Source organism: Luteipulveratus mongoliensis (genome assembly GCF_001190945.1).
In the GTDB taxonomy this organism is placed as follows: Bacteria; Actinomycetota; Actinomycetes; order Actinomycetales; family Dermatophilaceae; genus Luteipulveratus; species Luteipulveratus mongoliensis.
In genome coordinates this window covers 1,358,794-1,381,295 of record NZ_CP011112.1, presented here as the reverse complement: position 1 = coordinate 1,381,295, position 22,502 = coordinate 1,358,794, and the positions used below count along the sequence as shown (strand labels likewise).

The 22,502-nt window shown below is 69.2% G+C and carries 27 protein-coding genes; 10 read left to right on the top strand and 17 right to left on the bottom strand.

The features are described 5' to 3' along the window. Positions 1 to 108: 108 nt before the first annotated feature. Entirely contained in the window at positions 109 to 2,802 is a 2,694-nt protein-coding gene (locus VV02_RS06485) for a LuxR family transcriptional regulator (RefSeq protein WP_052590520.1), read from the top strand. Positions 2,803 to 2,808: 6 nt separating this feature from the next. Here the strand turns inward: VV02_RS06485 and VV02_RS06480 are convergent, their stop codons facing one another. Then, a complete protein-coding gene (locus VV02_RS06480) occupies positions 2,809 to 3,645 on the bottom strand; it encodes a phosphoribosylaminoimidazolesuccinocarboxamide synthase (RefSeq protein WP_052590519.1) in 837 nt (278 codons plus the stop codon). Positions 3,646 to 3,688: 43 nt separating this feature from the next. Further along, positions 3,689 to 4,312 carry an NADPH-dependent F420 reductase gene (locus VV02_RS06475; RefSeq protein ID WP_052590518.1) on the bottom strand — a complete coding sequence of 208 codons (624 nt, stop codon included), beginning with the start codon at positions 4,310 to 4,312 and terminating at the stop codon, positions 3,689 to 3,691. 173 nt (positions 4,313 to 4,485) lie between these two features. On the opposite strand from VV02_RS06475, the gene VV02_RS06470 reads away from it, so the two are divergent. Then, on the top strand, positions 4,486 to 5,067 hold the full coding sequence (locus tag VV02_RS06470; protein WP_052596628.1) for a TetR/AcrR family transcriptional regulator: 582 nt from the start codon (positions 4,486 to 4,488) through the stop codon (positions 5,065 to 5,067). Positions 5,068 to 5,097: 30 nt separating this feature from the next. Here the strand turns inward: VV02_RS06470 and VV02_RS06465 are convergent, their stop codons facing one another. The 5 genes from VV02_RS06465 to VV02_RS06445 are packed head-to-tail and all read right to left on the bottom strand — an operon-like array spanning position 5,098 to position 9,034. Continuing rightward, a complete protein-coding gene (locus VV02_RS06465) occupies positions 5,098 to 6,012 on the bottom strand; it encodes a patatin-like phospholipase family protein (RefSeq protein WP_245633005.1) in 915 nt (304 codons plus the stop codon). After that, positions 6,009 to 6,575 (bottom strand): flavoprotein, encoded by a 567-nt coding sequence (locus VV02_RS06460; protein WP_052590517.1) that lies wholly within the window; start codon positions 6,573 to 6,575, stop codon positions 6,009 to 6,011. The genes VV02_RS06465 and VV02_RS06460 overlap by 4 nt, the downstream gene beginning before the upstream one ends. A gap of 8 nt (positions 6,576 to 6,583) precedes the next feature. Further along, entirely contained in the window at positions 6,584 to 7,198 is a 615-nt protein-coding gene (locus tag VV02_RS06455; protein ID WP_157063297.1) for a VOC family protein, read from the bottom strand. 10 nt (positions 7,199 to 7,208) lie between these two features. Further along, the gene (locus VV02_RS06450) at positions 7,209 to 8,066 is read right to left on the bottom strand and encodes an ABC transporter permease (RefSeq protein WP_052590515.1); all 858 of its coding nucleotides are present in this window, start codon (positions 8,064 to 8,066) and stop codon (positions 7,209 to 7,211) included. Next, on the bottom strand, positions 8,063 to 9,034 hold the full coding sequence (locus tag VV02_RS06445; protein ID WP_083450480.1) for an ABC transporter ATP-binding protein: 972 nt from the start codon (positions 9,032 to 9,034) through the stop codon (positions 8,063 to 8,065). The genes VV02_RS06450 and VV02_RS06445 overlap by 4 nt, the downstream gene beginning before the upstream one ends. A gap of 217 nt (positions 9,035 to 9,251) precedes the next feature. On the opposite strand from VV02_RS06445, the gene VV02_RS06440 reads away from it, so the two are divergent. The 3 genes from VV02_RS06440 (at position 9,252) to VV02_RS06430 (ending at position 10,296) form a co-directional block, all read left to right on the top strand. Next, entirely contained in the window at positions 9,252 to 9,461 is a 210-nt protein-coding gene (locus VV02_RS06440) for a hypothetical protein (protein WP_157063296.1), read from the top strand. A gap of 43 nt (positions 9,462 to 9,504) precedes the next feature. After that, positions 9,505 to 9,855: a hypothetical protein gene (locus tag VV02_RS06435; protein WP_157063295.1), complete on the top strand. Its 351-nt coding sequence runs from the start codon at positions 9,505 to 9,507 to the stop codon at positions 9,853 to 9,855. A gap of 234 nt (positions 9,856 to 10,089) precedes the next feature. Further along, a complete protein-coding gene (locus VV02_RS06430; RefSeq protein ID WP_052596623.1) occupies positions 10,090 to 10,296 on the top strand; it encodes a DUF3073 domain-containing protein in 207 nt (68 codons plus the stop codon). Positions 10,297 to 10,350: 54 nt separating this feature from the next. Here VV02_RS06430 and purM read toward each other — a convergent pair whose 3' ends face one another. From purM to VV02_RS06410, 4 genes are all read right to left on the bottom strand, one after another. Then, positions 10,351 to 11,466, bottom strand: a complete 1,116-nt coding sequence (gene purM / locus VV02_RS06425; RefSeq protein WP_052590512.1) for a phosphoribosylformylglycinamidine cyclo-ligase — start codon at positions 11,464 to 11,466, stop codon at positions 10,351 to 10,353. Positions 11,467 to 11,477: 11 nt separating this feature from the next. Beyond that, on the bottom strand, positions 11,478 to 13,085 hold the full coding sequence (gene purF, locus VV02_RS06420) for an amidophosphoribosyltransferase (protein WP_052590511.1): 1,608 nt from the start codon (positions 13,083 to 13,085) through the stop codon (positions 11,478 to 11,480). A 171-nt stretch (positions 13,086 to 13,256) separates the two neighbouring features. Next, the gene (locus tag VV02_RS06415; protein WP_083449964.1) at positions 13,257 to 13,709 is read right to left on the bottom strand and encodes a carboxymuconolactone decarboxylase family protein; all 453 of its coding nucleotides are present in this window, start codon (positions 13,707 to 13,709) and stop codon (positions 13,257 to 13,259) included. A 25-nt stretch (positions 13,710 to 13,734) separates the two neighbouring features. After that, positions 13,735 to 13,989 carry a hypothetical protein gene (locus VV02_RS06410; protein ID WP_052596621.1) on the bottom strand — a complete coding sequence of 85 codons (255 nt, stop codon included), beginning with the start codon at positions 13,987 to 13,989 and terminating at the stop codon, positions 13,735 to 13,737. Positions 13,990 to 14,100: 111 nt separating this feature from the next. On the opposite strand from VV02_RS06410, the gene VV02_RS06405 reads away from it, so the two are divergent. Then, entirely contained in the window at positions 14,101 to 15,243 is a 1,143-nt protein-coding gene (locus VV02_RS06405; protein ID WP_052590510.1) for a hypothetical protein, read from the top strand. A gap of 217 nt (positions 15,244 to 15,460) precedes the next feature. Here VV02_RS06405 and VV02_RS06400 read toward each other — a convergent pair whose 3' ends face one another. Together VV02_RS06400 and VV02_RS06395 are read right to left on the bottom strand one after the other, a co-directional pair. Next, positions 15,461 to 16,330 carry an LLM class flavin-dependent oxidoreductase gene (locus tag VV02_RS06400; protein WP_052590509.1) on the bottom strand — a complete coding sequence of 290 codons (870 nt, stop codon included), beginning with the start codon at positions 16,328 to 16,330 and terminating at the stop codon, positions 15,461 to 15,463. A gap of 9 nt (positions 16,331 to 16,339) precedes the next feature. Further along, positions 16,340 to 16,714 (bottom strand): sterol carrier family protein, encoded by a 375-nt coding sequence (locus VV02_RS06395; protein WP_052590508.1) that lies wholly within the window; start codon positions 16,712 to 16,714, stop codon positions 16,340 to 16,342. A 35-nt stretch (positions 16,715 to 16,749) separates the two neighbouring features. Between VV02_RS06395 and VV02_RS06390 the strand changes: the two genes are divergently transcribed. After that, entirely contained in the window at positions 16,750 to 17,388 is a 639-nt protein-coding gene (locus VV02_RS06390) for a GNAT family N-acetyltransferase (RefSeq protein ID WP_052590507.1), read from the top strand. Here the strand turns inward: VV02_RS06390 and VV02_RS06385 are convergent. Together VV02_RS06385 and VV02_RS06380 are read right to left on the bottom strand one after the other, a co-directional pair. Further along, positions 17,358 to 18,140, bottom strand: coding sequence for a CPBP family intramembrane glutamic endopeptidase (locus tag VV02_RS06385; RefSeq protein ID WP_052590506.1), 783 nt, complete (start codon positions 18,138 to 18,140; stop codon positions 17,358 to 17,360). The two genes, VV02_RS06390 and VV02_RS06385, sit on opposite strands and share 31 nt — an antisense overlap. An 8-nt stretch (positions 18,141 to 18,148) precedes the next feature. Next, positions 18,149 to 18,763 carry a TetR/AcrR family transcriptional regulator gene (locus VV02_RS06380; RefSeq protein ID WP_052590505.1) on the bottom strand — a complete coding sequence of 205 codons (615 nt, stop codon included), beginning with the start codon at positions 18,761 to 18,763 and terminating at the stop codon, positions 18,149 to 18,151. A 72-nt stretch (positions 18,764 to 18,835) separates the two neighbouring features. On the opposite strand from VV02_RS06380, the gene VV02_RS06375 reads away from it, so the two are divergent. Then, a complete protein-coding gene (locus tag VV02_RS06375) occupies positions 18,836 to 19,450 on the top strand; it encodes a hypothetical protein (RefSeq protein WP_157063294.1) in 615 nt (204 codons plus the stop codon). A gap of 51 nt (positions 19,451 to 19,501) precedes the next feature. Here the strand turns inward: VV02_RS06375 and VV02_RS06370 are convergent, their stop codons facing one another. After that, entirely contained in the window at positions 19,502 to 20,125 is a 624-nt protein-coding gene (locus VV02_RS06370) for a hypothetical protein (protein WP_052590503.1), read from the bottom strand. Positions 20,126 to 20,223: 98 nt separating this feature from the next. Continuing rightward, on the bottom strand, positions 20,224 to 21,090 hold the full coding sequence (locus tag VV02_RS06365) for a S41 family peptidase (RefSeq protein ID WP_052590502.1): 867 nt from the start codon (positions 21,088 to 21,090) through the stop codon (positions 20,224 to 20,226). Between the two features lie 56 nt (positions 21,091 to 21,146). Between VV02_RS06365 and VV02_RS06360 the strand changes: the two genes are divergently transcribed. Together VV02_RS06360 and VV02_RS06355 are read left to right on the top strand one after the other, a co-directional pair. Continuing rightward, complete coding sequence (locus VV02_RS06360; protein WP_052590501.1) at positions 21,147 to 21,650, top strand: ArsR/SmtB family transcription factor; 504 nt, start codon at positions 21,147 to 21,149, stop codon at positions 21,648 to 21,650. Next, the gene (locus VV02_RS06355) at positions 21,647 to 22,441 is read left to right on the top strand and encodes a spermidine synthase (protein ID WP_342667822.1); all 795 of its coding nucleotides are present in this window, start codon (positions 21,647 to 21,649) and stop codon (positions 22,439 to 22,441) included. The genes VV02_RS06360 and VV02_RS06355 overlap by 4 nt, the downstream gene beginning before the upstream one ends. The last annotated feature ends 61 nt before the right edge of the window (positions 22,442 to 22,502 follow it).

Here is a 22,502-nt window from a genome sequence, read left to right as displayed (position 1 = left end):
ACGCGAAAGGTCTGCCGTAGGCCAAGTGTTTGCCATCAGTACGTATGTGTTCGGCAGACAGGCACCAAGCGCGGGTTACCGTGACGCCGTCTGGACCAGGGGGTAACGATGGACGAAGCACCCGATGTCAGTGGCCACGTACTGACACGGATCACAGCGGGCAAACCGCAGGTTGTCCTCGTCGAGGGGGGCCGGGGTTCCGGCCGGTCCACGACCTTGCACGACCTCACAGCGCAGCTGCACGACGCGGGCGTCGGCATCCTGCGAGCGCGATGTCACCGCGAAGAGTCCGGGCACGCGTACGGCGTCATCAGGCAGCTCCTGGATGACGTCGAGGATCTACCGTCCGGGACGTCCGTCGGCAGCCACGAGCAGTCCGAGCGGTTCTACCGGACCACCCGCCGGCGCAGCGACGCCCGGCCACTCGCCATCGTGATCGACGACTTGCGGCATGCCGACGGGCCCTCGCTGCAGGCGCTGACCTATCTCAGCCGGCGACTGGACAACCTGCCCGTCGCGCTCATCGTGGTCCTCGACAGCGATGGCCCTCACGCGGGCACGCTCGCGGACGAGCTGCGCCAGCTGACCTACACGACGACGGTGTCGATGACCGCCTACACACCGGACGAGGAGGTGCAGGCGCTGCGGACCCTGAGCGGTCGGACCCTCTCGGAGCACACGCTGCAGATCTGTCGCCACACCACCCGCGGCGTACGCCAGGCGGTCGCAGTCCTCGCCCGCCAGCTGGGGAGTCGCCTGCCTGCGCACGACGGCGACATCTTCGCCGCAGTCCTCACGGCGTGCGCGATCACCTCGTGGCAGACGTGGTACCAGTGGCTGGTGGCCGAGGACGAGCAGGTCGCGGCGATCTATCGGGCGATGCTTGTCCTGGAGCCCGAGGCCAGCCTGTCCAGCGCGGCTCTCCTGCAGGGGCTCGGTGAGACCGCTGCGCTCCAGGCGGGAGTCATGCTCCATCGCTACAACCTCATCTGCGGCGAGGGCGAGCATCTGCTGCATCGTGGCTTCGTCCCGCACCACTACCGACAGCTCCCCGTCGAGGACTCGTTGCAGCTGCACGCCTCGGCCGCCCAGCTCTCGACCCAGGTCGGCAGCTCGGCGCGGACGGTCGCCCACCACCTGATGGCCGCCGGGACCGAGCTGAAACCGGACGACCTCGCAGTCTTCCGTCGGGCGTCCAACGAGGCGATGCAGGTCGGTGACTGGCCGTTCGCGCTGCGGACCCTGCGCTACGCGCTCCTGCGCTCGTCCGACCGCTCTGCCGCCACGGGGCTCGCGGTCGACCTGCACGACGTCCAGCTCCGGACGGACGTCAACGCCTGCCTGCAGTCCACAGTCGGCCTCGTCAACGCCGGGCTCGAGCCCCACCAGATCGCCCGCGAGCTGGCACCCATCTCCCACCTCGTCCTCGTGCTCAGCCACGCTCCGGTCAGCCATCTGGTCCGCGACCTCGCGCAGCAGGACGAGCTCGCCGACGAGGGCTCGCCCTGTCGACGGCGATCGTTCGACCTCGCCGCGCAGGCCCTCGTCATGGGCGACGCGACGTCCGCACGCCGGCTCATGCGCACCCTGACGTCGACCACCTCGACCGGTCGCGACCGCGACGCGGCGGGCCTGCGCGCCGCGTGGGCGTTGTCCGTCGCCGCGCACGGCAAGGAACGCGAGCGATGCCGCGCCCTGATGCACGAGGTGGCGCCGGACCTGGTGACGCTGTCGCAGCTGGACCCCACCGTGATCGCCCTCGCGGCCTTGACAGCCACCTGGGCCGAAGAGCTCGACGCCGCGCAGCTGTGGGCGTCCGAGGGCGCCTCCGTCGCGCGCTCGGAGCAGCGGTACGCCGACGAGGGCCTCAACCTGATGGTGCGCGCTGAGGCTCACGACCGGCTCGGTGACCCCGAGCTGGCGTACGCCGACGCGCTGGCTGCCGAGGAAGCCTTCGCCAAGGTCTCTGCGGACCGGCTCGCCGATGTCGCGCGCGCGTTGGCCGCGCGGGCCGCGCTCAAGCTCGGCCGCCACGAGGAGGCGCAGTCGCTGGTGGCCGAGGTGGAGGTCCACCAGGGCGCCCACCCCTACTTCAGCGCGATCATCTCCAGCGTCAAGGGCCAGGTCTGCGAACGCCAGGGCGACGACACCGGCGCGATGACCCATCTGCTCGACTGCCCGCGCTACCTCGATGCCGCCGGCATCCGCAACCCGGTGGCGGTCCCGTGGCGGGCGGAAGTCGTACGCATCATGCTGCGGACCAAGCGGCACGGCGTCGCACGCGCTTTGTGCGCCCGCGAGCTGGAGTCCTCACGGACCTGGGGCGCGCCGGCCACGGTCGGGCGAGCGCTGCGTACGCACTCCACGGTGCTCGGCCGAGAGCACCGACTCGAAGTCTTGGAGGACTCAGTGGCACATCTGGAGGAGGCCGGGCTGCTGGCCGAGGTCGCACACACGCTGTCCGAGATGAGCGCTCTGCAGGCCCTCCGGGGCGACATGCGCGCGGCGACCACGAGTCTGACGCGCGCAGACGAGCTCAAGGCCGCCGTGGCCCAGGTCCGTCCGATCGGGTCGACGCGCAGCGCCTGCCCACAGATCTCGGGCCTGACGGCCGCCGAGTGGCGGGTGGTCATCAAGGTCATGGAGGGGCTGAGCAACGCAGCGGTGGCCAAGCAGCTCTACCTGTCCAAGCGGACCATCGACACCCACCTCGGCCGGATCTACCGCAAGCTGGGGATCAACTCGCGGCAGCAGCTGGCGGCCGTCGTCGGCACCCCGCCGCCGCTCGCGTCGTCCAGCTGAGGCGGCTCAGCTGGACCAGCGCTCGCCGGTGATCCGCTCGTAGATGTCGACGTAACGCTGCCGAGTGTCCCGGACGACATCGTCCGGGATGGCCGGACCGGGAGCCGTACGATCCCAGTCGGTCACCGTCGAGCTCCAGTCGCGCACGACCTGCTTGTCGAAGGCGTTCTGGGGGCCGCCGGGCTTCCATTCGTCGGCCAGCCAGAAGCGCGACGAGTCGGGCGTCAGCACCTCATCCGCGAGCAGCAGCGTGCCGTCCGCGTCGGTGCCGAACTCGACCTTGGTGTCCGCCACGATCACGCCACGGTCACGCGCGATCTCGGAGCCGCGCCCGTAGATCGCCAACGTGAGGCGCTCCAGCTCTTCCGTACGCTCCGGGCCGACCAGAGTGCGTACGTCATCGACGGTCACCAACTCGTCGTGCTCACCGATCTCCGCCTTGGTGCTCGGCGTGTAGACCGGCTCGGGCAGGCGCGAACCTTCCACCAGGCCTGGCGGGAAAGCGATACCCGACACCGTGCCGGACTCGCGATAGGACTCCAGCCCATGGCCGGCGAGATAGCCGCGGACGATGCACTCGACAGGCACGATCTGCACCCGCTTGCACCGCACCGCGCGCCCCGCCCACTCAGCCGGAACGTCCTCGCTGATCACGTGATTCGGCACCAGGTCGCCCAGCTGCTTGAACCACCACAGCGACAGCTGCGTCAGCACGGCACCCTTGTCAGGGATCGGCGTCGGCAGGATCACGTCATAGACGCTCACCCGATCCGAGGCCACCAAGATGACGTCGTCGCCGTCCGCGTAGACCTCGCGAACCTTGCCTCGATGCAGTAGCTCCACGGTCGAGTTCTAGCACGAGACGCTGCCGGCCAGGTGCGCGGGCTCAGCCGTTGAATTCGTTGACGCCGAGGGCGAAGTCCCCGTGGCCCACTCCGTTGCCGGCGAGGCCCACTGTGACCAGGCCCATTCCTTCCAGCCAGGGCGCCATCTGCAAGCCACCGACATCCAGGGCGCGCAGCCCCAGGCTCTCGACGAACGCCTTCACGCTCGCCTTCGCCTCCGCGCTGTCGCCCGCGATGAAGACGTGGGGTCGGCCTTTCTCCAGAACGTCACGGAAGATGGTGTTGAACGCCTTCACCACGCTGGCGCCGGCCGGGGCCACCTTGGCGACCTCCTGCGCGATCGACGTCTCCTCGCTGTGAGTCAACCCGTCGAACGTGGCGTTGAAGGGGTTGCTGATATCGACGATGACCTTGCCCGAGAGAGCGTCTCCGTACTCGACGACGACCGGAACGACACCGTCGTACAACAGCGCCGTGATGACGATGTCCCCGGACGGGACGGCACCCCACTCTCCCGCCGTCGTACCGCTGCCGAGGGCCTTGGCCAGGTCATCGGCCTTGGACTGATCGCGGCCCAGGACCTCGACGGTGTTGCCGCCCGCAACGGCCAATGTGCCGATCGTGCGGGCCATGTTCCCCGTACCGATGATGGTGATGTCGCCCATGAGATGTGCCTCTTCGTGTTGTCGAGATGCGTGGTTCAAATGGCGGAGGTGCCGCCGCCGGCGGCACAGGCTGCGGTGCTAGGTACACCAGTCAGTGTGCTTAACATATCCGGCTGCCCGGCCGCCCGCAACTATGTACACCGATTGGTACCCGTCGGACTACAGTGGTGCTCATGACGGAGTTGGAGAAGGGTCCTCGGGGCCGACGCCGCGGCAGGGGCGCGCGCGAGCGCATCCTCAGCGCGTCGCAGCAGCTGTTCCGCGATCAGGGCATCAACCGCACCGGCATGGACCAGCTCTGCGCGACGGCCCAGGTGTCCAAGCGCACGGCCTATCAGCACTTCGCCAACAAGGACGAGCTCGTCGCCGAGTACCTGCGCCGAATCGATCCCGACGTCATGCCCGGAGTGTTCGACCGCACCGACCTCACACCTCGCGAGCGGCTCCTCGCCGCGTTCGAGATGCCCGCGTCCATTCCCCTGTGCCCCTACATCGCGGTCGCCGTCGAGCTCCACGACCCCCAGCACCCCGCATCCCAGTACGCACGCGAGTACAAGACCGCCATCGCCGCCCGGCTCTCCGAGACCGCTCGCGAAGCGGGCGCAGCCGAGCCCGAACAACTCGGCGAACAGCTGGCGCTGCTCCTCGACGGCGCCTCCGCCCGAGCCCGAGTCCTCAACAGCGAGTCCTTCCCCACCGCTGCCGCCATCGCCGCCGTCCTCATCGACAACGCCCTCCCGGCGTCAGCTCCTTAGGCCGAGTTCGTCGCGACGGGAGCCGTGACGTCAACGCCAGAACGCGGTGAGCGGGTCGGCGATGGCCTTGCCTTGGTCGTAGCCGGATTGAGCAGCGGGCGCACGCAGCGAAGGATTCATCGCATTGGTGCCGAACAGGTGCTCGGCACTGCTGTCCGGGAAGACCGTCTCGACACTGCTGCCGTTGGCCCGCAGCTCGTCGACCTGAGTGGCAAGATCCATGCCCCACTCGCGTGGCGTCAGGGTCCGGCCGCCGAAGGGTGAAAGCACGAGCACTCGCCCGAATCCGGCTGCCAGATCAGCGTTTTCGGCGTTGGAGCGGAAGCCGCCGTCGATGTAGAGGCGGTCCGCGATCCTGTACGGAAGGGCGCTCGCGCAGCTGGCGGCGACCGCGTCTGCCAGGTCGACGCCGCTGTCGCGGTCGAGCAGGATCGGCTCACCGGTCCGAGCGTCGACGGCAGTGATAAGCACCCTCCGCGCCGGCCAGTCCCGACTGGGCAGCCGCGCGGCGACCGTGGCGCGCCACTGTGCCTGCCAGGTGCCATCCGACTCCTCGTCCAGGACGAGTGCCGCCGCGCCCAGCCTGCGGCGCATGTCAGCCACGTCCCCAGAGGACGCGATGATCTTGCGTCGTCTCTCCAGGTGGTCCACCACGGGGCCGCTCCGATGGGGCCGGCTGGGCCTGGCCGCACCGCCCTGTTGCGGTGCAGGCACGGCAAGGGTGGCGGCAAGCAAGTCGGTCGGGCTCGCGCCGGAGAACTGCGCCGCGGCCGTCGAGCCGGCTGACGTCCCGACCGTCAGGTCGGCTGCCGTCACGTCCAACCCGGACTCGAGCAGGCCGGCGACGACGCCGATCAGCCACGCGTTGCCTGTCGATCCGCCGCCGCCGAGGACCAACGCTCGCGCGCCCGAGTTGTCAGAAGGTGTGGTGCTCAGGGGAGTCACCTTTCGTCAGCTGCCGGGCACGCGCTCTCGATCGCCTCGAGCACAGCAGCCCAGGGAAGCTCTCGCCACCCGGCAGGGTCGTGGGGCTCGTACAGCGGCCACACGTCCGGACCATGGACGAGATGTACGCCTGCCTCCCGGAGCGTCGCGAGGTGACCGGCCCACGCGGGGTGCCGCGCGTTCGCAGCGTTGATGCACGGGAACACGACGACGGGTACCTCCGGGACGCCCAACGCCTCAGTCACCTGAGTCAGCGCCTGGCTGTCGGCGATACCCAGCGCGAGCTTGGCCACGGTGTTCGCGCTCGCAGGGGCGACCACGTAGCAGTCCGCGTCCGGGTGCGGCCGAGGCTCGCTCGGCAGTCGGCTTGCGTCGCGGACGGGTAGTCCCGTCAGCTCCTCCAGACGATCGACCTCTCCGCTTGCGCGAAGCCAGCGACCAGCGTTGGGGGTCAACGTGATTCCCACTCGCCAGCCTCGTGCCATCGCCGGCTCGACGAGTCCCGCCCGCAGCGTCTCCACGCCTCCCGTGCTGGACGCCACCACGCCGAGAACTCGATCCATGCCGCGCGTCACCCGGGTCGCGCAGACAGCCCGTACGCCGCGCCGTAGGGGTCGACCACAACCGAAACTTGTTGCAGATCAACGGATTCCGATGTCCCGAAGACCGGCAGCCATCCGTTGACGCCATCAGGCGAGTCCACGGTCTGTACGCCCTCGACCGGCCCGCCGCAGATCGCGGCGTAGTCCTCGAGCAGCCCCGCGGCGGAGGGACTTCGCAGCTGTACGCCAACCACAGCACCCGGCTCGTCCACCGTCACGATGCCCTCCTTGGTCGCCCCGGAGAACAGCCCGAATACGTGACCACCGCGATCCAGTCCGAGCGCTAGGTGACCCGCGCCGACATCGCGAGGAGGCATCAGCACGCGCGCGCCGTGCGTAGCCAGACGTCCCACGCTCGCATCGATGTCCGCAGTCGCCAGACACACGGTCCACGCGGCGCGCGGTCCGGCCGACACACTGCACACGGTCCCGGACGGCAGGGCTGCCTGCCACTGCCCGGGACCGTGCGGCACCGACGACCACCCGAGCTGCGCGCCGTAGAACTCGAGCGCGGACGCAGGCTCAGGGCAGGCGTACGCGAACCAGCACGGCGTGCCGGGGCCGTACGACGATCGCACGGGCATGGTCAGGACCTCACTTGACCCGCGGCCCACGCCACTTGAACGTGCGAGCCGTGATGACCAGGCCGATCACGATCCACAACGCGAGCACCGCAGCGACGCGCGAAAGCTCCCACGCGCCAGCGGGTTCGGCGTGCGCGAGGGCATCGGGCAGGAACACCGACCGCAGCCCCTGCGCCATCCACTTCAGGGGGAACAGCGCACCCAGCGACTGCATCCAGTCCGGCAGCTCGGAGAACGGGAAGAACACCCCGGAGATGAACTGCAGCCCCATGAAGACCGGCGTCACGACTGCCGCCGCCGCATTGGCCGACGGCACGATCGCGGAGTACGCCATCCCGACCAGCGCGCACGAGATGGCGCCCAGCGGGATCACCCACGCAAGCGTCAGCCAGCGCCCTGCGGTCTCCGGCACCGGGAGGCCGAAGAACGCCAGCGAGATCGCCATCAGGATCGCGACCTCGATGATCGTCGTGACCAGGACGCGAACGAACTTGGCGATGAAGTAGGCGGCCTTGGGCATCGGTGAGCTGGCGAGCCGGCGCACGAGACCCGACTCGCGCTCCTGCACGAGGTTGATGCACAGCCCCTGAAAGCCGCACGACATCACGCCCGCCGCGATGATCCCCGCCATGAACAGCTGCTTGGCCGGGATCGTCGTCCCGCCACCGCTGACCGTGCCGGAGAAGATCGCCGCGAAGATCACCAGCAGCATGACCGGGAACGCCAGCACGAAGACCAGCGACCTCTTGTCCCGGAAGAACCCGCGCAGCTCGACGGCGGACAGCGCGAGCGTGGCCCGGAGCAGACCGCCCGTCACGACCTCGGGCTGGGCACGAACCGATGGCTCGGAAATGGTGGCCTCCTTCATGCGACGTCCACCGGTGCGGCCACGTCTTGCTGATGGACGAGGTTGAGGTAGACGTCCTCGAGGGAGGGTTGCAGGACCCGCAGACCCGGCAGCTCGCGTACGCCGTGCTCGCGCGCCCAGGACAGCAACCGATAGGTGACCTCGGACGGTTCGTACGTCGAGACGGTCACCTGTCGGTCCTCCCGGGTCAGACCATCGAGACCGGACGGGAGCGGCTCGGCGTCCAGTGCCTCGGGGACGATGAAGGAGACCGTCGTGGGCGTACGACCGCGGCCGCTCAGCTCGGCGATCGTGCCGACCTCGACGATCTTGCCGGCCACGATGATGGCGGCCCGGTGGGCCAGCTCCTCGACCTCATCGAGGTAGTGCGTGGTCAGGACGGTCGTCGTCCCGCGCTCGCCGAAGTAGCGGACCAGGTCCCAGGCCTCGCGGCGCGCGACCGGGTCGAGCCCGGTCGTCGGCTCGTCCAGGAAGATCAGCTCCGGATCACCGATGACACCGATCGCGACGTCGAGCCGACGCTGCTGGCCGCCCGAGAGGTCCTCGGTACGCGCCTTGGCCTTGCTGGTCAGTCCGACCATGTCGATGACCTCGTCGACCGGCAGCGGACGCGGGTACATCGCGGCGAACAGCGTCACGACTTCGCGCACCGTCATCTCCACGAAGGTCGCCGTGGTCTGCGGTACGACGCCGATCCGGGCCCGCCACGCGCGGTCGTCGTCCGCGGGGCTGGCGCCGAGGACGCTGATGTCACCGGACGTGCGCGCACGGCGCCCGGTCAGGATGTCGATCGTGGTGGACTTCCCGGCTCCGTTGGGTCCGAGGAAGCCGAAGACCTCACCCGCCCGAACGTCCAGGTCGACGTGATCCACGACGTTGCGGCCGGCGTACTGCTTGCACAGCCCCCGGACGACGACGGGGTCGTCGGACGTGATGTCGACCGACGCCTGTGGCGCGGCGGGACACATGTCATCGGCTCCTTGGACGTCGCTGACCGGAACACCCACGATCATCCTGGGCTCACCAGACGGTGTCACGGGCGATCGGAAGTCTTCGCCGAGATTACGCACCACGTACGCATCGAGGCGGCCCGCGGCGTCGATAGGTTTGGCAACGCCATGGATCGGGGTCCAGGCGCTGTGCGGCGCGATCCCTGACGACTTCGTACGGAAGGAATCGCACGACATGTCAACCGACCCAGTGCACGCCAAGAACGCTCAGATCAAGCGCTTCTTCGCCATCTTCTTCGCGATCTGCGCCGTCGTGGCCGCCATCAACGCGTTCCAGGCCGACGGCGGGAGCCGCGTCGTGTTCGGCATCGGAGCCGTGATCTGCCTCGGTCTGGCGGCCTATCTCGCCCGCAGCTTCACGGTCTTCCGGCGGCAAGAGTTCTGAGCCCCGCGCCCGACGGGCGATGAGCCACGTCAGAATGGGTGGCGTGCACCTCCAGCTTCGAGCCTCTGCCCCCGCCGCCCTCGCCGTCTCGCTGGCGGCTTTCGGGCTCTGGCTGACGCCGGCTCACGCCGAGACGGCCTCGCCCAGCGGCACGGCGACTGGCTCAGCGACCGCGACCGTCGGCGGCAAGCTGGCCACTGCGGCATCGAGTGCCGCCAAGAGCTCCTCCTCCTCATCGACGACGACGCCCGACCCGACGCCGGGCAAGCATGTCGACACCGACGCGACGGCCAACCATCCGACGCTCGTCATCGGCAGCGCTGTCGGCGCCCTCGTGCTCATCGGTGGCGGCGCGGTCTATGCCCGACGACGCCTCACCGACGACCAGCACTGACCCTCCTCGGCGCGTCGCCCGGACACCCCCTTCCGCGGCATGACGCGGCTTCCGCGGGTCTTGGGAAAGATCCCACCATCGGAGGTATGGCCGGTGAGCGAGATCGCCACTCGCTGAGGTACCGTTTGTCCCACGACATGACCGAAGATCCCCATGGGCCTCCGAGCTGTCCGGCACCCGCATTGGGTGGCGGATTGTTTGGCCGCCTTGGGCAAACACAGAGGGGGTCACGCCATGGGGCGCGGCCGGGCCAAAGCCAAGCAGACGAAGGTTGCACGGGAGCTGAAGTATTTCTCCCCTGACACCGACCTGAGCGCACTGGAGCGTGAGCTCCGCTCTGGGAACTCCTCCCCTGAGGCCCAACGGGCCCCAGTCGAGGACGACAAGGGCGATGACGACGAGTACGGCGACTACGACAAGTGGGCGTCGGGCGACCGGTGACGGTCGTCCCTCAGACTCTGCCTTGACCTTCGACGCCGGGGGTCACGCTTTCCCTCAGTGAGCCGGGTGCTGCCCGACCATCTGACAGGCCCCCGCGTCGACGCCCTTGGACCCACTGACGATCTCGCCGTACGCCGGATCGCCGCTCTCCCGGTCTGAGACCTCTCCCAGCACCCAGGTGTCGATCCCCGCATCGGTACACACCTCGATGGCGAGATCTGCCTGCTCTGCGGGCAGCACCGCACAGAAGCCGACGCCCATGTTGAGCGTGCGCTCCAGGTCGGCGACCGGCACCTGACCCAGTTCCTGCACGAGGCCGAAGATCGGCGCCGGCGTCCAGGACGCTCGGTCCACTCGTGCCAGCACTCCTGTCGGCAGCACGCGCGCCAGGTTGGCCGCGAGTCCGCCGCCGGTGACGTGCGAGAGCGCATGCATGTCGATGCCCTCGGTGCGGATCAGCTGGAGCAGATCGGCCGAGTAGACCCGTGTCGGCTCCAGCAGCTCCTCGCCCAGCGTGCGCCCCAGCTCGGGCACGTCTCTGTCGTACGCCCAGCCCCGGCTCTCGAACACCTTCCGGACGAGCGAGTAGCCGTTGGAGTGCAGCCCGCTGGAGGCGAGTCCCAGCACCACATCGCCCACCTGGACGCGCTCGGGCGTCAGCAGGTCGGCCCGCTCGACGACACCGGTCGCGGCGCCTGCGACGTCGTACTCGTGGGGCTCCAGGAGCCCGGGGTGCTCGGCGGTCTCGCCGCCGATGAGGGCCACGCCAGCCTGCTCACACGCGGCGGCGATGCCGGAGACGATCGCGGCGATGCGCTCTGGGACGACCTTGCCGGTCGCGATGTAGTCAGTCATGTAGAGCGGCTCGGCTCCGCAGCAGATGATGTCGTCGACGACCATGCCGACCAGGTCGAAGCCGATCGTGTCGTGCCGGTCCATCGCCTGCGCCACCGCCACCTTGGTGCCGACGCCGTCGGTCGAGGTGGCGAGCACGGGATGGGCCAGCCGCGCGAGGACCGACGCATCGAACAGACCCGCGAACCCGCCCAGGCCGCCCATGACCTCGGGGCGCTGCGCCCGGCGTACGGACTCCTTCATCAGCTCGACGGCCTTGTCACCCGCCTCGACGTCGACTCCTGCTTCGGCGTACGTGATCGGGGTTTCGCTCACTGATGAACCTTTCACGGGTGGAGCAGGGCGTTCTCGGCGCCGCCGGCGACGCCCAGCGAGACACCTTCGGCGTCCTGGGACTCGTGCGGGGGCACCTTGTCCTGCGGGCGATGCTCGATCGAGGAGTCGTGGCCGCTGCGGACCTCGATCGGCAGCGTCTCCAGGACGTGCTTGCCGACCTGGCCGTCCTCGGGCAGATCGATCGGATAGCTCCCGGTGAAGCAGGCGCGGCACAGCTCGGACTCCGGCTGGTTGGTCGCGGTGACCATGCCTTCCTCAGAGATGTAGCCGAGCGAGTCGGCGCCGATGGACGCGCGGATCTCCTCGACCTGCAGACCGGGCGCAATGAGCTCGGCGCGGGTGGCGAAGTCGATGCCGTAGAAGCAGGGCCACTCGACGGGCGGCGCCGAGATGCGCACGTGGATCTCGGCCGCGCCGGCTTCACGCAGCATCCGGATCTGCGCGCGCTGGGTGTTGCCGCGCACGATCGTGTCGTCGATGACGACCAGCCGCTTGCCCTTGACGCTGTGCTCGAGCGCGTTGAGCTTGAGCCGGATGCCGAGCTGGCGCAGCGTCTGGCTGGGCTGGATGAAGGTGCGGCCGACGTAGGCGTTCTTCACGAAGCCTTGGCCGAACGGGATGCCCGACTCCTGCGCATAACCCGTCGCCGCCGGCACACCCGACTCGGGCACACCGATGACCAAGTCAGCGTCGACCGGGTGCTCGCGGGCCAGCTGGCGGCCCATCTCGACGCGCGCCTCGTGGACGACCCGGCCGCGGATGACGGCGTCGGGGCGGGCGAGGTAGACGTACTCGAAGACGCAGCCCTTGGGCTCCGGCTTGGCGAACTTGTGGCTGCGCAGACCGTTCTCGTCGATCGCGATCAGCTCACCGGGCTCGACCTCGCGGATCACGCTCGCGCCGATGGTCTGCAGCGCCGCAGTCTCGGAGGCGACCACCCAGCCGCGCTCGAGCCGGCCGAGGGCGAGGGGGCGTACGCCGTGAGGGTCGCGGGCGGCGTACAGCGTGCGCTCGTCCATGAAGACGAAGCAGAACGCGCCACGCAGCCGCGGGAGGACGTCCATGGCGGCTTCCTCGAGGCTCTGCTCGGGGTCGGCGGCCAGGAGGGTCGTGACGAGTGCGGTGTCCGAGGTGTTGCCGCGGGCGAGCTCGCCCTTGCTGGCGCGGCCGCGGAGGCGTTCCTTGACCAGCTCGCTCAGCTCGACGGTGTTGACCAGGTTGCCGTTGTGGGCGAGGGCGACCGTGCCGCGCTCGCTGCCACCGAGGGTGGGCTGGGCGTTCTCCCAGGTGCTGCCACCGGTCGTGGAGTAGCGCGTGTGGCCGATCGCGACGTGCCCGCGCAGCGAGCCGAGGCTGGTCTCGTCGAAGACCTGGCTGACCAGCCCCATGTCCTTGTAGACCAGGATGCTCTGCCCGTCGCTGGTCGCGATGCCGGCTGACTCCTGGCCGCGATGTTGCAGCGCGTAGAGGCCGAAATAGGTGAGTTTGGCGACATCCTCACCGGGAGCCCAGACACCGAAGACACCGCAGGCGTCCTGCGGGCCTTTCTCACCAGGGAGCAAGTCGTGCGAGAGACGTCCGTCACCAGCCACGGTCACCAGTGTTCCATGCCCGGCGGTGTGGTCTGTGTCACGCCGTACGTCGTGGGCCGGCCTAGCGGTAGATCCGCGTGGATCCGACCCGATCGCCATCGACGAGCACGTGCAGGATTGCGAAGGGATGCTCGGCTCCGCGGAACTCGACCAGGACCCGATCCGGACCGGTGGCGGTCACGACTGTCTCCTCGGCCGCTTCGACCAGTGCAGCGATCTCGGGGTCGGGTTCGTCCGCGAGCATCGTGAGGACCACCTCGCGCGGCGCGGGCGGCGGCGGTGAGTAACCGCGCGCGGGAACCCGGCGAAAGCGGCCGTCTGCACGACGGTCTCCGTGATCTCGGCGGGTGCCAGGCCCGAGGCGAGTCCCGTGCGGGTGTGCACGCTGAGTGGCGGGCCGGTCATCCCGGCGGCGACGATGGCCGCCAGGGTGGCGACCTCGCGCGTACGAGGATCGAGGGCCGGCCGGTGATGCAGGTGGCCGTAGACCACGCCGACGGCGACCTCGCCGAGCGCGGGAACCGTACGGAACATGGCCGAGAGCCGGTCCTCGCCGCCTTCGACCAGCTCTGAGAAGTGCTGCACGCCGCGGCGGTGCAGCTCGCTGATCGGATCGCCCCCGTTGCTCATGGGCTTCAAACTACCGACGCGAGCGTCAGCGCAACGAGCGCCGATCCAGGATGACGGCGACGGCACCGGCGAGCAGGACGCCGAGACTGCCGAAGATGACCGCGAGGAAGCCCATCGCCGTGGTGTCGGTGTAGCCGCCGGAGTCGCCGCGCGATCCGATCCACAAGCCGACGATGATGCCGATGACGCCGCCCGTGATCATGAACTGGGCGAAGTTGGGCGCACGGCGGACGGGCCGCAGAGTGGGCTTCGCGGTGGGCTCGGGCTCGACATCAGGCACGCCACCACGGTAGTCGCCCGTGTTCGGGAGGCCGGTGACGGTCCTCACCACGGGTCCCAGCATGGTGACGGTTGTGGTGCGCGGAACTACTGCTGCGTAGGGTTCGGGGTCATGAAGTGGGTCTGGCTCCTCGTCGTCCTGGTCGTGCTCGCTGTGATCGCCTGGTGGTTCATCCGCGACCCGCAGCGGTCTCGTGGCGGTTCTGTCGGCATCCATGGCGTCAATGCCAAGGACAAGCTCGGTCGCCCGGAAGAGGCGCCTGAGGCTGAGCCGGCCGCGGAATTGGCTGATACCGCCGCGGCTGACGCCGCGAAGGCTGACGCTGCCAAGGCTGGGGCTGCCGCAGCCGGCGCAGGATCCGCCGGTGCCGTGGCTGCCGCTGGAGCAGCCGGTACGCCGAACGCCGGGCCCGCGACCACCGCCGAGTCCTCGTCCGCCGAGTCTCCGGCTGACGTTCCCACTGACGCTCCCGCCGCGGACGACTGGGACGCCGCTCCCCCGCCCGTCGCCGATGCTGCGCCGGCCGCACCTGCTGCCGATGACTGGGACGCAGCACCGGCCCCTGTTGCGGACGCGAAGCCTGCCGCTCCGGCGCCTGCTCCTGCCGCGGACGACTGGGACGCGGCGCCGCCCGCCCTGGATGACGCCAAGCCCGCGGCCGCAGCACCTGCTTCCGGCGGCGATGACTGGGACGCGGCGCCGCCTGCTCTGGACGAGGCCAAGCCCGCGGCCACAGCACCTGCTTCCGGCGGCGACGACTGGGACGCAGCTCCCCCTGCTCTGGACAACACCAAGGCCGCTACGCCGGCGGCGGCTTCCGGCGGCGACGACTGGGACGCAGCTCCCCCGGCCCTCGACGAGGCCAAGCCCGCGGCCGCAGCACCTGCGCCCAACGCGTCAGGCGGCGATGACTGGGATGCCCCGCCACCCGCACTCGACGACGCCAAGCCTGCGCCGGCAGCGCCCGCCGAGCCGAAGCCCGTTGAGGGCAAGCCAACGGCCGCGCCCCCGCCCGCTGCGTCAGGCGGCGACGACTGGGGTACGCCTCCACCACCACTCGATGACTCGGCTCCCACCGCCGCACCAGCTCAGACATCGGCTGAGGACGAGGGGCCAAGCGATGCCCAGCCGCCCGAGCCCGAGCCCGAGGCTGAGCCCGAGGCTGAGCCCGAGGACAAGCCTGCTGCGAAGCCAGCACCTGCGGCATCGACCGGCGACGACTGGGGCACTCCGCCACCGCCGCTGAACGACTAGGCGCGAGCCTGTCTCGTCGGACGTGCACAAGGCGGACTTCCCGACGCCGCGCGGCCGGAATCACGCGGACTCGGGCGATGCGTAGACAGGGTATGCACGTCGGACGGGACCGGCCCGAGCAGCCGCGGCCGACGACGTACGGGTCAGGACCATGGCGTCATGCAGAACGCGACGCATGTGTCGCGTCCCGCATGACCGTGGGCGATGACCGTGACCGTCAGCGCCAGCGGGGCAGGACTTCGGCGGCGACGGTCTCGAGCACTTCGATCGTGCCGCGGTACGGCTCGGTGGCGCGCGGCCAGTGGGCGATCACATCCGTGAAGCCCAGCTCGGCTGCCCGCCCGACCGCGTCCTCGAATCGGTCCACGCTCTCCAACGAGTAGAACTCGTCCGGGTCGAGGTTGAGGTGCCGCTGGAACCCCTCGGCCGCGCGACCTTCCTTCTCGAGAGCCTCGTCCAGCCGACCCGACAGCTCGCGCAGCGAAGCCCACCACGCGTCGTACGAGTCGCCTGGCTTGCCGTACGTCACCCAGCCCTGGCCGGTCCGGGCCGCGAGTCGCAAGGCGCGAGGACCGTTGGCAGCCATGACGAATGGGATCCGCGAGCGCGCGGGACCGGGGAGCGTACGAGCGTCGCGCGCGGAGAAGTACGTGCCCTCGGAGGTGACGTGGTCCTCGCTGAGCAGCCGGTCGAGCAGCACGGTGAACTCTTCCAGCCGCTCGAACCGCTGGCGCGGCGTCAGATCCGGTCCGCCGAGCAGACGCGAGTCGATGTCGCCGCCCGCCCCGATGCCGCAGATGAACCGGCCGCCCGAGATGTCGTCCAGCGACAGGAGATCGCGCATGAACGTCACCGGGTGCCGATAGTTCGGCGAGGTGACGAAAGTGCCCAGCTTGATGGTCGACGTCACCAGGGCGGCCGCCGTGAGCGTGGGCGTCGTGCCGTACCAAGGCGAGTCGGGCAGGCCACCCCAGATCAGGTGGTCGTAGATCCAGGCGTGATCGAAGCCGAGCTCCTCCGCCTGCCGCCACATCGGGGCGGCCTGCGCCCAGGGGTACTCCTGCAAGATGGTGATGCCGAATCGCATCCCCCGAGACTAAGGGTCGAGCTTCACGAGCGGCAGGTACGCCGACAGGTCGGCCCGCTGGCCCGACGCACGTACCCGTCCGCTCGCCTCCGCGTCCTCCCAGGTGATGCTTCCCGTCACCATCGCAAGCCACGAATCCGCAGTCATCTCAATGACATTCGTCGGTGTGCCCCGTTTGTGGCGTGGCCCTTCGATGACCTGCACGGCGCCGTACGGCGGCACCCGCACCTCGACGCTGTTGCCCGGCGCCTGGAGCGACAGCTCTTCCAGCGTGTAGCGGACGGCAGTCGCCGTCGTCGTACGGTCGGCCTCGGTCGGACTGGCGTGCCACCGTACGACGGCCGCCCGGCCCTCGCGCGGATCGATTCGTCGGCGGGGAGGCATGGGGCCATCTTCGCCGATCGCCCTACGATCGGTCGGTGGATGGTCGCCAGGAGTCCGATGATCTTGGCCTGCTCCTCGCAGAGGCGGGCGTCATCTGGGACGAGGACACCGACGGATTGCTGCTCGGCGACACGGTTCTCGTCACGGCGCGTACGACCGACGGACGCCTCGGGACACGGCCAGGCGCCGCCGCCTTGCCTGACGGCGGAGGCAGCGCGACGTCCTCCTGCGTGTCCTACCTGATCAACGAGATCGCGGCGCCGCCCCTGCCCAGCGGCCTGTCGATCCGAACCGACGATGACAACGCGTGGCTGGCCACCCGCCGACCGGCCGACTGGGAGCCTGACGAGTGGCTCGACCTGCTCGCCGGCACACTCGGCCCGTGGGCGATCGTGACGGACGCGCACGGTGTGGCATCGCTGTGCTTCTCCGCTCGCCTCAACCCGCGCGGCGCCGAGGCCGGCGTCCGGACTGCCGAGCAGTATCGCGGCCATGGCCTCGCATCGATCACCACTGCAGCCTGGGCTGAGCAGCTGCACGATCGGCGAATCCCGTTGTTCTACAGCACTTCTGAGAGCAACCCGTCATCGCAGCGGGTGGCTGCCCGCCTGGGCCTCCACCCGCTGGGAAGACTCTGGCGCGTCTACGTGGAAGAGAGCGAGCCAACCGCCTGAGGAGCCACCCCGGATGAGGCGAGCGGGGCGCGAGGTCCGGCGAGGACGTACGTGATGACGGCGGCGACGACCCAGACCCCGACGAGGGCGCCGAGAGCGAACAGGCCGCCGTCCTCCTCGTCGAACAGCGACACCAGGCCGAGGTTGACGGCCGCGTGCAAGGCAGTGGCGATAGCGACGTTGGCGCCCCGAGCCGTCCGGAGCAGCGCGCCCAGCGTCACGGACATGGCGACGGCCATCGCGACGAAGAGCAGGACGAAGACCGGCCCGTGCTCCCAGGCGCCGATGTGCCACAGCCCCCAGATCACACCGACGATGAGTGATGCCTTCAGCTCGCTGAACCGGGTCTGCAGATAGGGCTGCAGGTAGCCGCGCCAGCCGATCTCCTCGCCGGCCGCACCGATCGTCATCGCGATCACCAGGGACCACCACGGGAACGGCAGCCCGTCGTCCCAGGCGCCGTGCACGTCCTTCCCGGAGACGACGTGCACCAGCACGGCGACGAGCATGACCGCCAGGACCACGGCGACGGCTAAACCGCACCGGCGTGCTACATCACCTACGGGCGACAGCCGGTTCAGCACTGGGGTCGTTGGCCGGAACCACAGCAGCATCAACCCGACCCCGATGGCAGGGGCGAACTGGACGATCTGGATCAGGTCGGGATCGAGGCCGATCGCTGACTGCACCCCGTTGAGCAGACCCGACAGCAGGAAGGTCGCGAAGACGAAGACAAACACACGCTTGAACATGAAAACCCCTATGGCAGATACGGATTGAGGATGCGGTCGAGCTGCTCACGGACGAAGTCCGAGAGCGTGCCGCCGCCGTGGATTGCCCAAATGATGAGTGCCCCCTGGAACGTGACGAGCACGGTGCGGGCGAGAGCCGCGACGTCGACGTCGTCGACCAGCTCGCCGGCCTCCCGCGCCGCATGCAAGAAGCGCGCCGAGCCGTCCTCGATCGCTTGCGAGTGCGCCAGCGCGTGGACCCGGAAGTCCGGATCGCCGACGTCGAGCTGGACGAAGCCCAGCCCGTTGCCGATCTCCTCACGCTTGACGATGTGGGCGACGCTGCTGGTCGCTACGTCGTAGAGCGCCGCCAGCGGCGAGGTCGCTCGGGCCTCGGACTCGGCGTACGCCCGCCTCACCATCTCCGGCGACCGCGCCGCCGACGCGAGCAGGAGTCCGCGCTTGGAGCCGAACCGCTGGATGAGGGTGGCCGGCGCGAGACCGACCTGCCGACCGACCGCCGCGAGCGTCAGACCGCTCGGACCCTCCTGGCCAAGTACGACGCGCGTGGCGTCGAGGATCGCCTCGTCATCCACTGATCGCGGTCGTGCCATGGTGTCCCCCGACGGTTTGTAAACGGTCATTCATAAACTATCGAGACCGTAGCACCGCCGTTCTGTCCTGCCAAGCGATCGGCTGAGGGCTAGCGTCGAGCCATGCCTGGGACCTCATGCATGTTCTGCGGCGATCGCTCCGTGTGGGTGCGCCAGCTCGATCCGGACAAGGCGACCTTCCGGATGTACGGCAAGGGCCACACATTCGCGCACGACATGACGTTGTGCGACGACTGCGAGCAGCGTTGGCAAGCCGACGACATCGCGACGCTCATCGAGCGATTTCGCCACTCGGACGAGCATTTCGGCGACGAGGCTGAGCTCATGGTCTCCGTCGTGCGCCGCGCCGGCGAGGGGCTATCCGCGACGCCGTACGACGACCACTTCCCGGCCGGTGTGAAGGAGCTGCGCGCGCAGGGTTTCGTGCCGCTTCAGGAGCTGACAGGCCTGGACGAGGTCTGGAGGGTCTGGCCGGAGCTCCATCGTCGATCGGTGCCCGAGACCCGGCCGGAGTGGTCGCCCGCCACCGAGTGCTGGTTGGTGCGTTCGCCATCGACCGATCTGGAGCCGGAGCACTACCTCGGTGCGATCTGGCGCCTTGCCGAGGCCGGATACCCGGCAGAGATCTCGAACGACGAGTACTGGTCACGCGTCGAGCGGGCAGCAGCTCGTGTCTTCACGATGGACCCGGCCGAGGTCCGCAGACAGAGCACATGACAACGCCCGCGCCGCTGGGGAGCGGGCGCGGGCGTCGTACGGGAGGGGCTGTCAGGTGCAGGCGTTCAGGTGGCTGGCCTGGACCCATCCCCAGCGGCCGGTGGTGGTCGCGCGGCCGTAGATCCAGGACGCCGGGTCGTGCACGCCACAGGTCGCGGTCGTGATGTGGAACTCCTCGCCGTCGCGCACGTTGCCGATGGCGAACGACATCGGCTCGTTCCGCAGCGTGCCCGGCGACGTGACGTGGATCGTGTGCACCTCGTTGCCCGGCGTCGGCGCGATGATCACGTCCTTCACATTGCCGTCCCCGCCGACCGCGCGCAGGTCCGGCAGCGGGGTGGTGAAGGAGTTGTCGTACGCGTGCGGGTCGGCCAGGCACGACTTGGCGATGAAGCCCCAGTGCAGCGGGTCGCTCGCCCGCGCGCTGTCCTTGATGAGCGCGTAGTCGTTGAACGTGTAGCGCACCCCGAGCGGGGTGTTGGGTCCGACGTCCCAGCCGTACGCGTCGATGCCAGCCTTCGGGTAGTTGCCGTAGACGTGGCAGGCGCCGGTCGTCGTCGTGGGGTGCGTGTAGTTCGCGGCCTGTGCGGCCCCGGCTCCCGTCGACAGCGCCAGCGCAACCACGCCGCCGGTGGCCGCAACCGCACCGATGAACCGCGCGTTCTTGAGCTTCATGTCAGGGTCTCCCTCTCGTGGTTCGTCCTGGTGCCACCCTCCCTTCGGTGACAGCCGACGGCCACGGACAGGCGCCCGTACATCCGTTGTGCAGGTCCTCAGCGGCGCGCCAGGGCGACATCGAGAGCGTCGGTGGCCGCGCAGGGCACGTCGGGGACGACGCCCACCTGCTCCCAGTTCGTCCCGGTGATCGCGTTGCGCGCCCGGGCGACCGGGATCGTCGCCTCCAGGTCGCCCGCCAGCGCAAAGGCGCCGACCGGATGGGCACCGCCTCCCGTGGTCTCGCCGATGAGCGTCGCCCGCCCGACCGCCTGCAGGTTGTACGCGAGCTCTTCGCAACCGGAGAACGTCGTCGCGCTCGTGAGTACATCGATCCGAACGTCATCACCGAGCCGACCGGCCATCGGACTGGTCCAGTAGTGCCGCGGCGGCTCGTTCCGAGACAGCACATCCATCAGATGAACGGGTTCCCGTCCGAGCAGGTAGGAGCAGATCAGGGCGATCGTCTCTGGTGTCCCACCGTGGCCTTCGCGCAGGTCGATCACCAGGTGCTCGACGTGGCCGAGCAGGGTGAAAGCCGCCTCGACGTACGGCCTGGCGAGGTGGACGGGTGAGGTGTAGGGCGCGATCTTCATCAGTCCCGAGCTGTCCGTGATCCGTCGAACTTCTTCGATGCCACCGGAATTGGTCCGCGCTTCCTGCTCCCACCGCTGCTCGTACGCGTCCCCTGAGATGTCACCGAGTGGGCCATCGGGGCAGTGCCGCACCCGCATGTGGCGGTCGTTGTTGGTGATCTGCAGCCGTCGGGTCAGCTCGCCGGCCAGGTCCACCCGGGAGTCGGGGAGAGGCGAGCTGTCGTCGTACAACGCGGCTGCGATGGCGTCGATGTCAGCCTCGAGGACGTAGTGGTCGCGAACCAGGCGTTCCAGGTCAGCGATGAGGTCGGTCTTGAGTGCGGGTGTCATGCGCCGAGTTCAGCAACCCGCTTGACCAAGCGACAACTTCTCTTGACGCTTGACTCATGGACACCGAGCCCACGGACGCTCTCGACGCCACCTCGCCGGCCCAGATGCGCGCGCTGTCGCATCCGTTGCGGCACCGGATCCTTAGCTCCTTCGGTGACGAGGGCGCCACGATCAGCCAGCTGTCGAACCGACTGAAGACCAACAAGGGCAACGTCGCTCACCACCTCGGCGTGCTCGTCGAGGCCGGGCTGGCGCGCAAGGACCGGACCCGGACGGTACGCGGCGGGACCGAGCAGTACTACGTAAGAGTCGCCCGGCGGCTGCGGTTCAGCACCGGGGATGGCGGCGCGGCGACCAAGGCCATGCTGGCAACGATGGGCGAAGAGATCCCGCCCGACGACAATCACCTGCTGAACCATCGGCACCTCAAGTTGACTGCCGCTCAGGCTGCCGCCCTGTCCGAACACCTCGACCGCGTGGTCAACGACCTGCAGCCGGCGAACAAGCGCGAGGCCGAGTACGGCGTCGTCGTCGGCGTCTGGCGAGTGGCGGGCCAGTGAGCCTGGAGCTGGTCCGCGACGAGCGCGGTGGCGTGACGGTCGTCCGTGATGGGCACCCACAGTCGTACGTGCAGCTCGACGACCCCGGACTACTGGTGTTCGAGTATGTCCAGCACCTCGCACTGGCGCTGGATGCGTTGACGCCTGGGCGAATTGGCGTGACACACGTCGGCGGCGCGGGCCTGACGCTCGCGCGCTATATCGAGCACACTCGGCCGGGTTCGGCGCAGATCGTGCTGGAGCCGGACGCCGAGCTGACCGATCTCGTACGCCGGGAGCTGCCTCTCCCCCGCGGTCACCGGATCCGCGTCCGGCCGACGGATGGCGCGAGTGGCGTTGCAGCACTTAAAGACTCGAGCGCGGACGTGATCGTGCTCGATGCGTACGACGAGGGCCGGGTCCCGGCGAGCGTCACCTCTGCTGTGTTTGCGGCTGAGGTCGGGCGGGTGCTGCGGCCGGAGGGGTTGCTGCTGATGAACCTGGCCGATGAACCGGGTCTTCGCTACATCGGTCGCGTTGCCGCCACGCTGGCGCCTCATCTGCCGGCGCAGGCGTTGGTCGGGCTGAATGAGGTGCTCAAAGGCAAGCGATTCGGGAATGTCGTTCTGGTTGCTGCTCGTTCGACCTTCGACGTCGGCGAGCTGCAGCGGCGTTCGGCGCGCGCGGACTTCCCCACTGGCGTACGCGGACAGGGCGAGCTGAATCGCCTGATCCGCGCGGCGAAGCCCTTTGACGCGGTCGGTGAGCCTTCCCCCGAACCACCCGATCCCGGCCGCTGGCGCCTTCGCTAAACAGGCCCGCCCGCCGGTTGAGCCTGCGGCGGAACGGACGAGCTCGCACGCGAGTATCTGA

What these genes read in the sequence shown, in the direction of transcription:
- VV02_RS06400 (WP_052590509.1), bottom strand. Translation starts at nt 16,330, where the DNA reads ATGCGATTCGGCATCACCATCTTGCAGGAGTACCCCTGGGCGCAGGCC.
- VV02_RS06455 (WP_157063297.1), bottom strand. Translation starts at nt 7,198, where the DNA reads ATGCCCGTGCGATCGTCGTACGGCCCCGGCACGCCGTGCTGGTTCGCG.
- VV02_RS06470 (WP_052596628.1), top strand. Translation starts at nt 4,486, where the DNA reads ATGACGGAGTTGGAGAAGGGTCCTCGGGGCCGACGCCGCGGCAGGGGC.
- VV02_RS06445 (WP_083450480.1), bottom strand. Translation starts at nt 9,034, where the DNA reads ATGTGTCCCGCCGCGCCACAGGCGTCGGTCGACATCACGTCCGACGAC.
- VV02_RS06440 (WP_157063296.1), top strand. Translation starts at nt 9,252, where the DNA reads ATGTCAACCGACCCAGTGCACGCCAAGAACGCTCAGATCAAGCGCTTC.
- VV02_RS06450 (WP_052590515.1), bottom strand. Translation starts at nt 8,066, where the DNA reads ATGAAGGAGGCCACCATTTCCGAGCCATCGGTTCGTGCCCAGCCCGAG.
- VV02_RS06370 (WP_052590503.1), bottom strand. Translation starts at nt 20,125, where the DNA reads ATGAAGCTCAAGAACGCGCGGTTCATCGGTGCGGTTGCGGCCACCGGC.
- VV02_RS06475 (WP_052590518.1), bottom strand. Translation starts at nt 4,312, where the DNA reads ATGGGCGACATCACCATCATCGGTACGGGGAACATGGCCCGCACGATC.
- VV02_RS06365 (WP_052590502.1), bottom strand. Translation starts at nt 21,090, where the DNA reads ATGACACCCGCACTCAAGACCGACCTCATCGCTGACCTGGAACGCCTG.
- VV02_RS06415 (WP_083449964.1), bottom strand. Translation starts at nt 13,709, where the DNA reads ATGAGCAACGGGGGCGATCCGATCAGCGAGCTGCACCGCCGCGGCGTG.
- VV02_RS06380 (WP_052590505.1), bottom strand. Translation starts at nt 18,763, where the DNA reads ATGACCGTTTACAAACCGTCGGGGGACACCATGGCACGACCGCGATCA.
- VV02_RS06360 (WP_052590501.1), top strand. Translation starts at nt 21,147, where the DNA reads ATGGACACCGAGCCCACGGACGCTCTCGACGCCACCTCGCCGGCCCAG.
- VV02_RS06430 (WP_052596623.1), top strand. Translation starts at nt 10,090, where the DNA reads ATGGGGCGCGGCCGGGCCAAAGCCAAGCAGACGAAGGTTGCACGGGAG.
- VV02_RS06460 (WP_052590517.1), bottom strand. Translation starts at nt 6,575, where the DNA reads ATGGATCGAGTTCTCGGCGTGGTGGCGTCCAGCACGGGAGGCGTGGAG.
- VV02_RS06405 (WP_052590510.1), top strand. Translation starts at nt 14,101, where the DNA reads ATGAAGTGGGTCTGGCTCCTCGTCGTCCTGGTCGTGCTCGCTGTGATC.
- VV02_RS06485 (WP_052590520.1), top strand. Translation starts at nt 109, where the DNA reads ATGGACGAAGCACCCGATGTCAGTGGCCACGTACTGACACGGATCACA.
- VV02_RS06395 (WP_052590508.1), bottom strand. Translation starts at nt 16,714, where the DNA reads ATGCCTCCCCGCCGACGAATCGATCCGCGCGAGGGCCGGGCGGCCGTC.
- VV02_RS06375 (WP_157063294.1), top strand. Translation starts at nt 18,836, where the DNA reads ATGCCTGGGACCTCATGCATGTTCTGCGGCGATCGCTCCGTGTGGGTG.
- VV02_RS06385 (WP_052590506.1), bottom strand. Translation starts at nt 18,140, where the DNA reads ATGTTCAAGCGTGTGTTTGTCTTCGTCTTCGCGACCTTCCTGCTGTCG.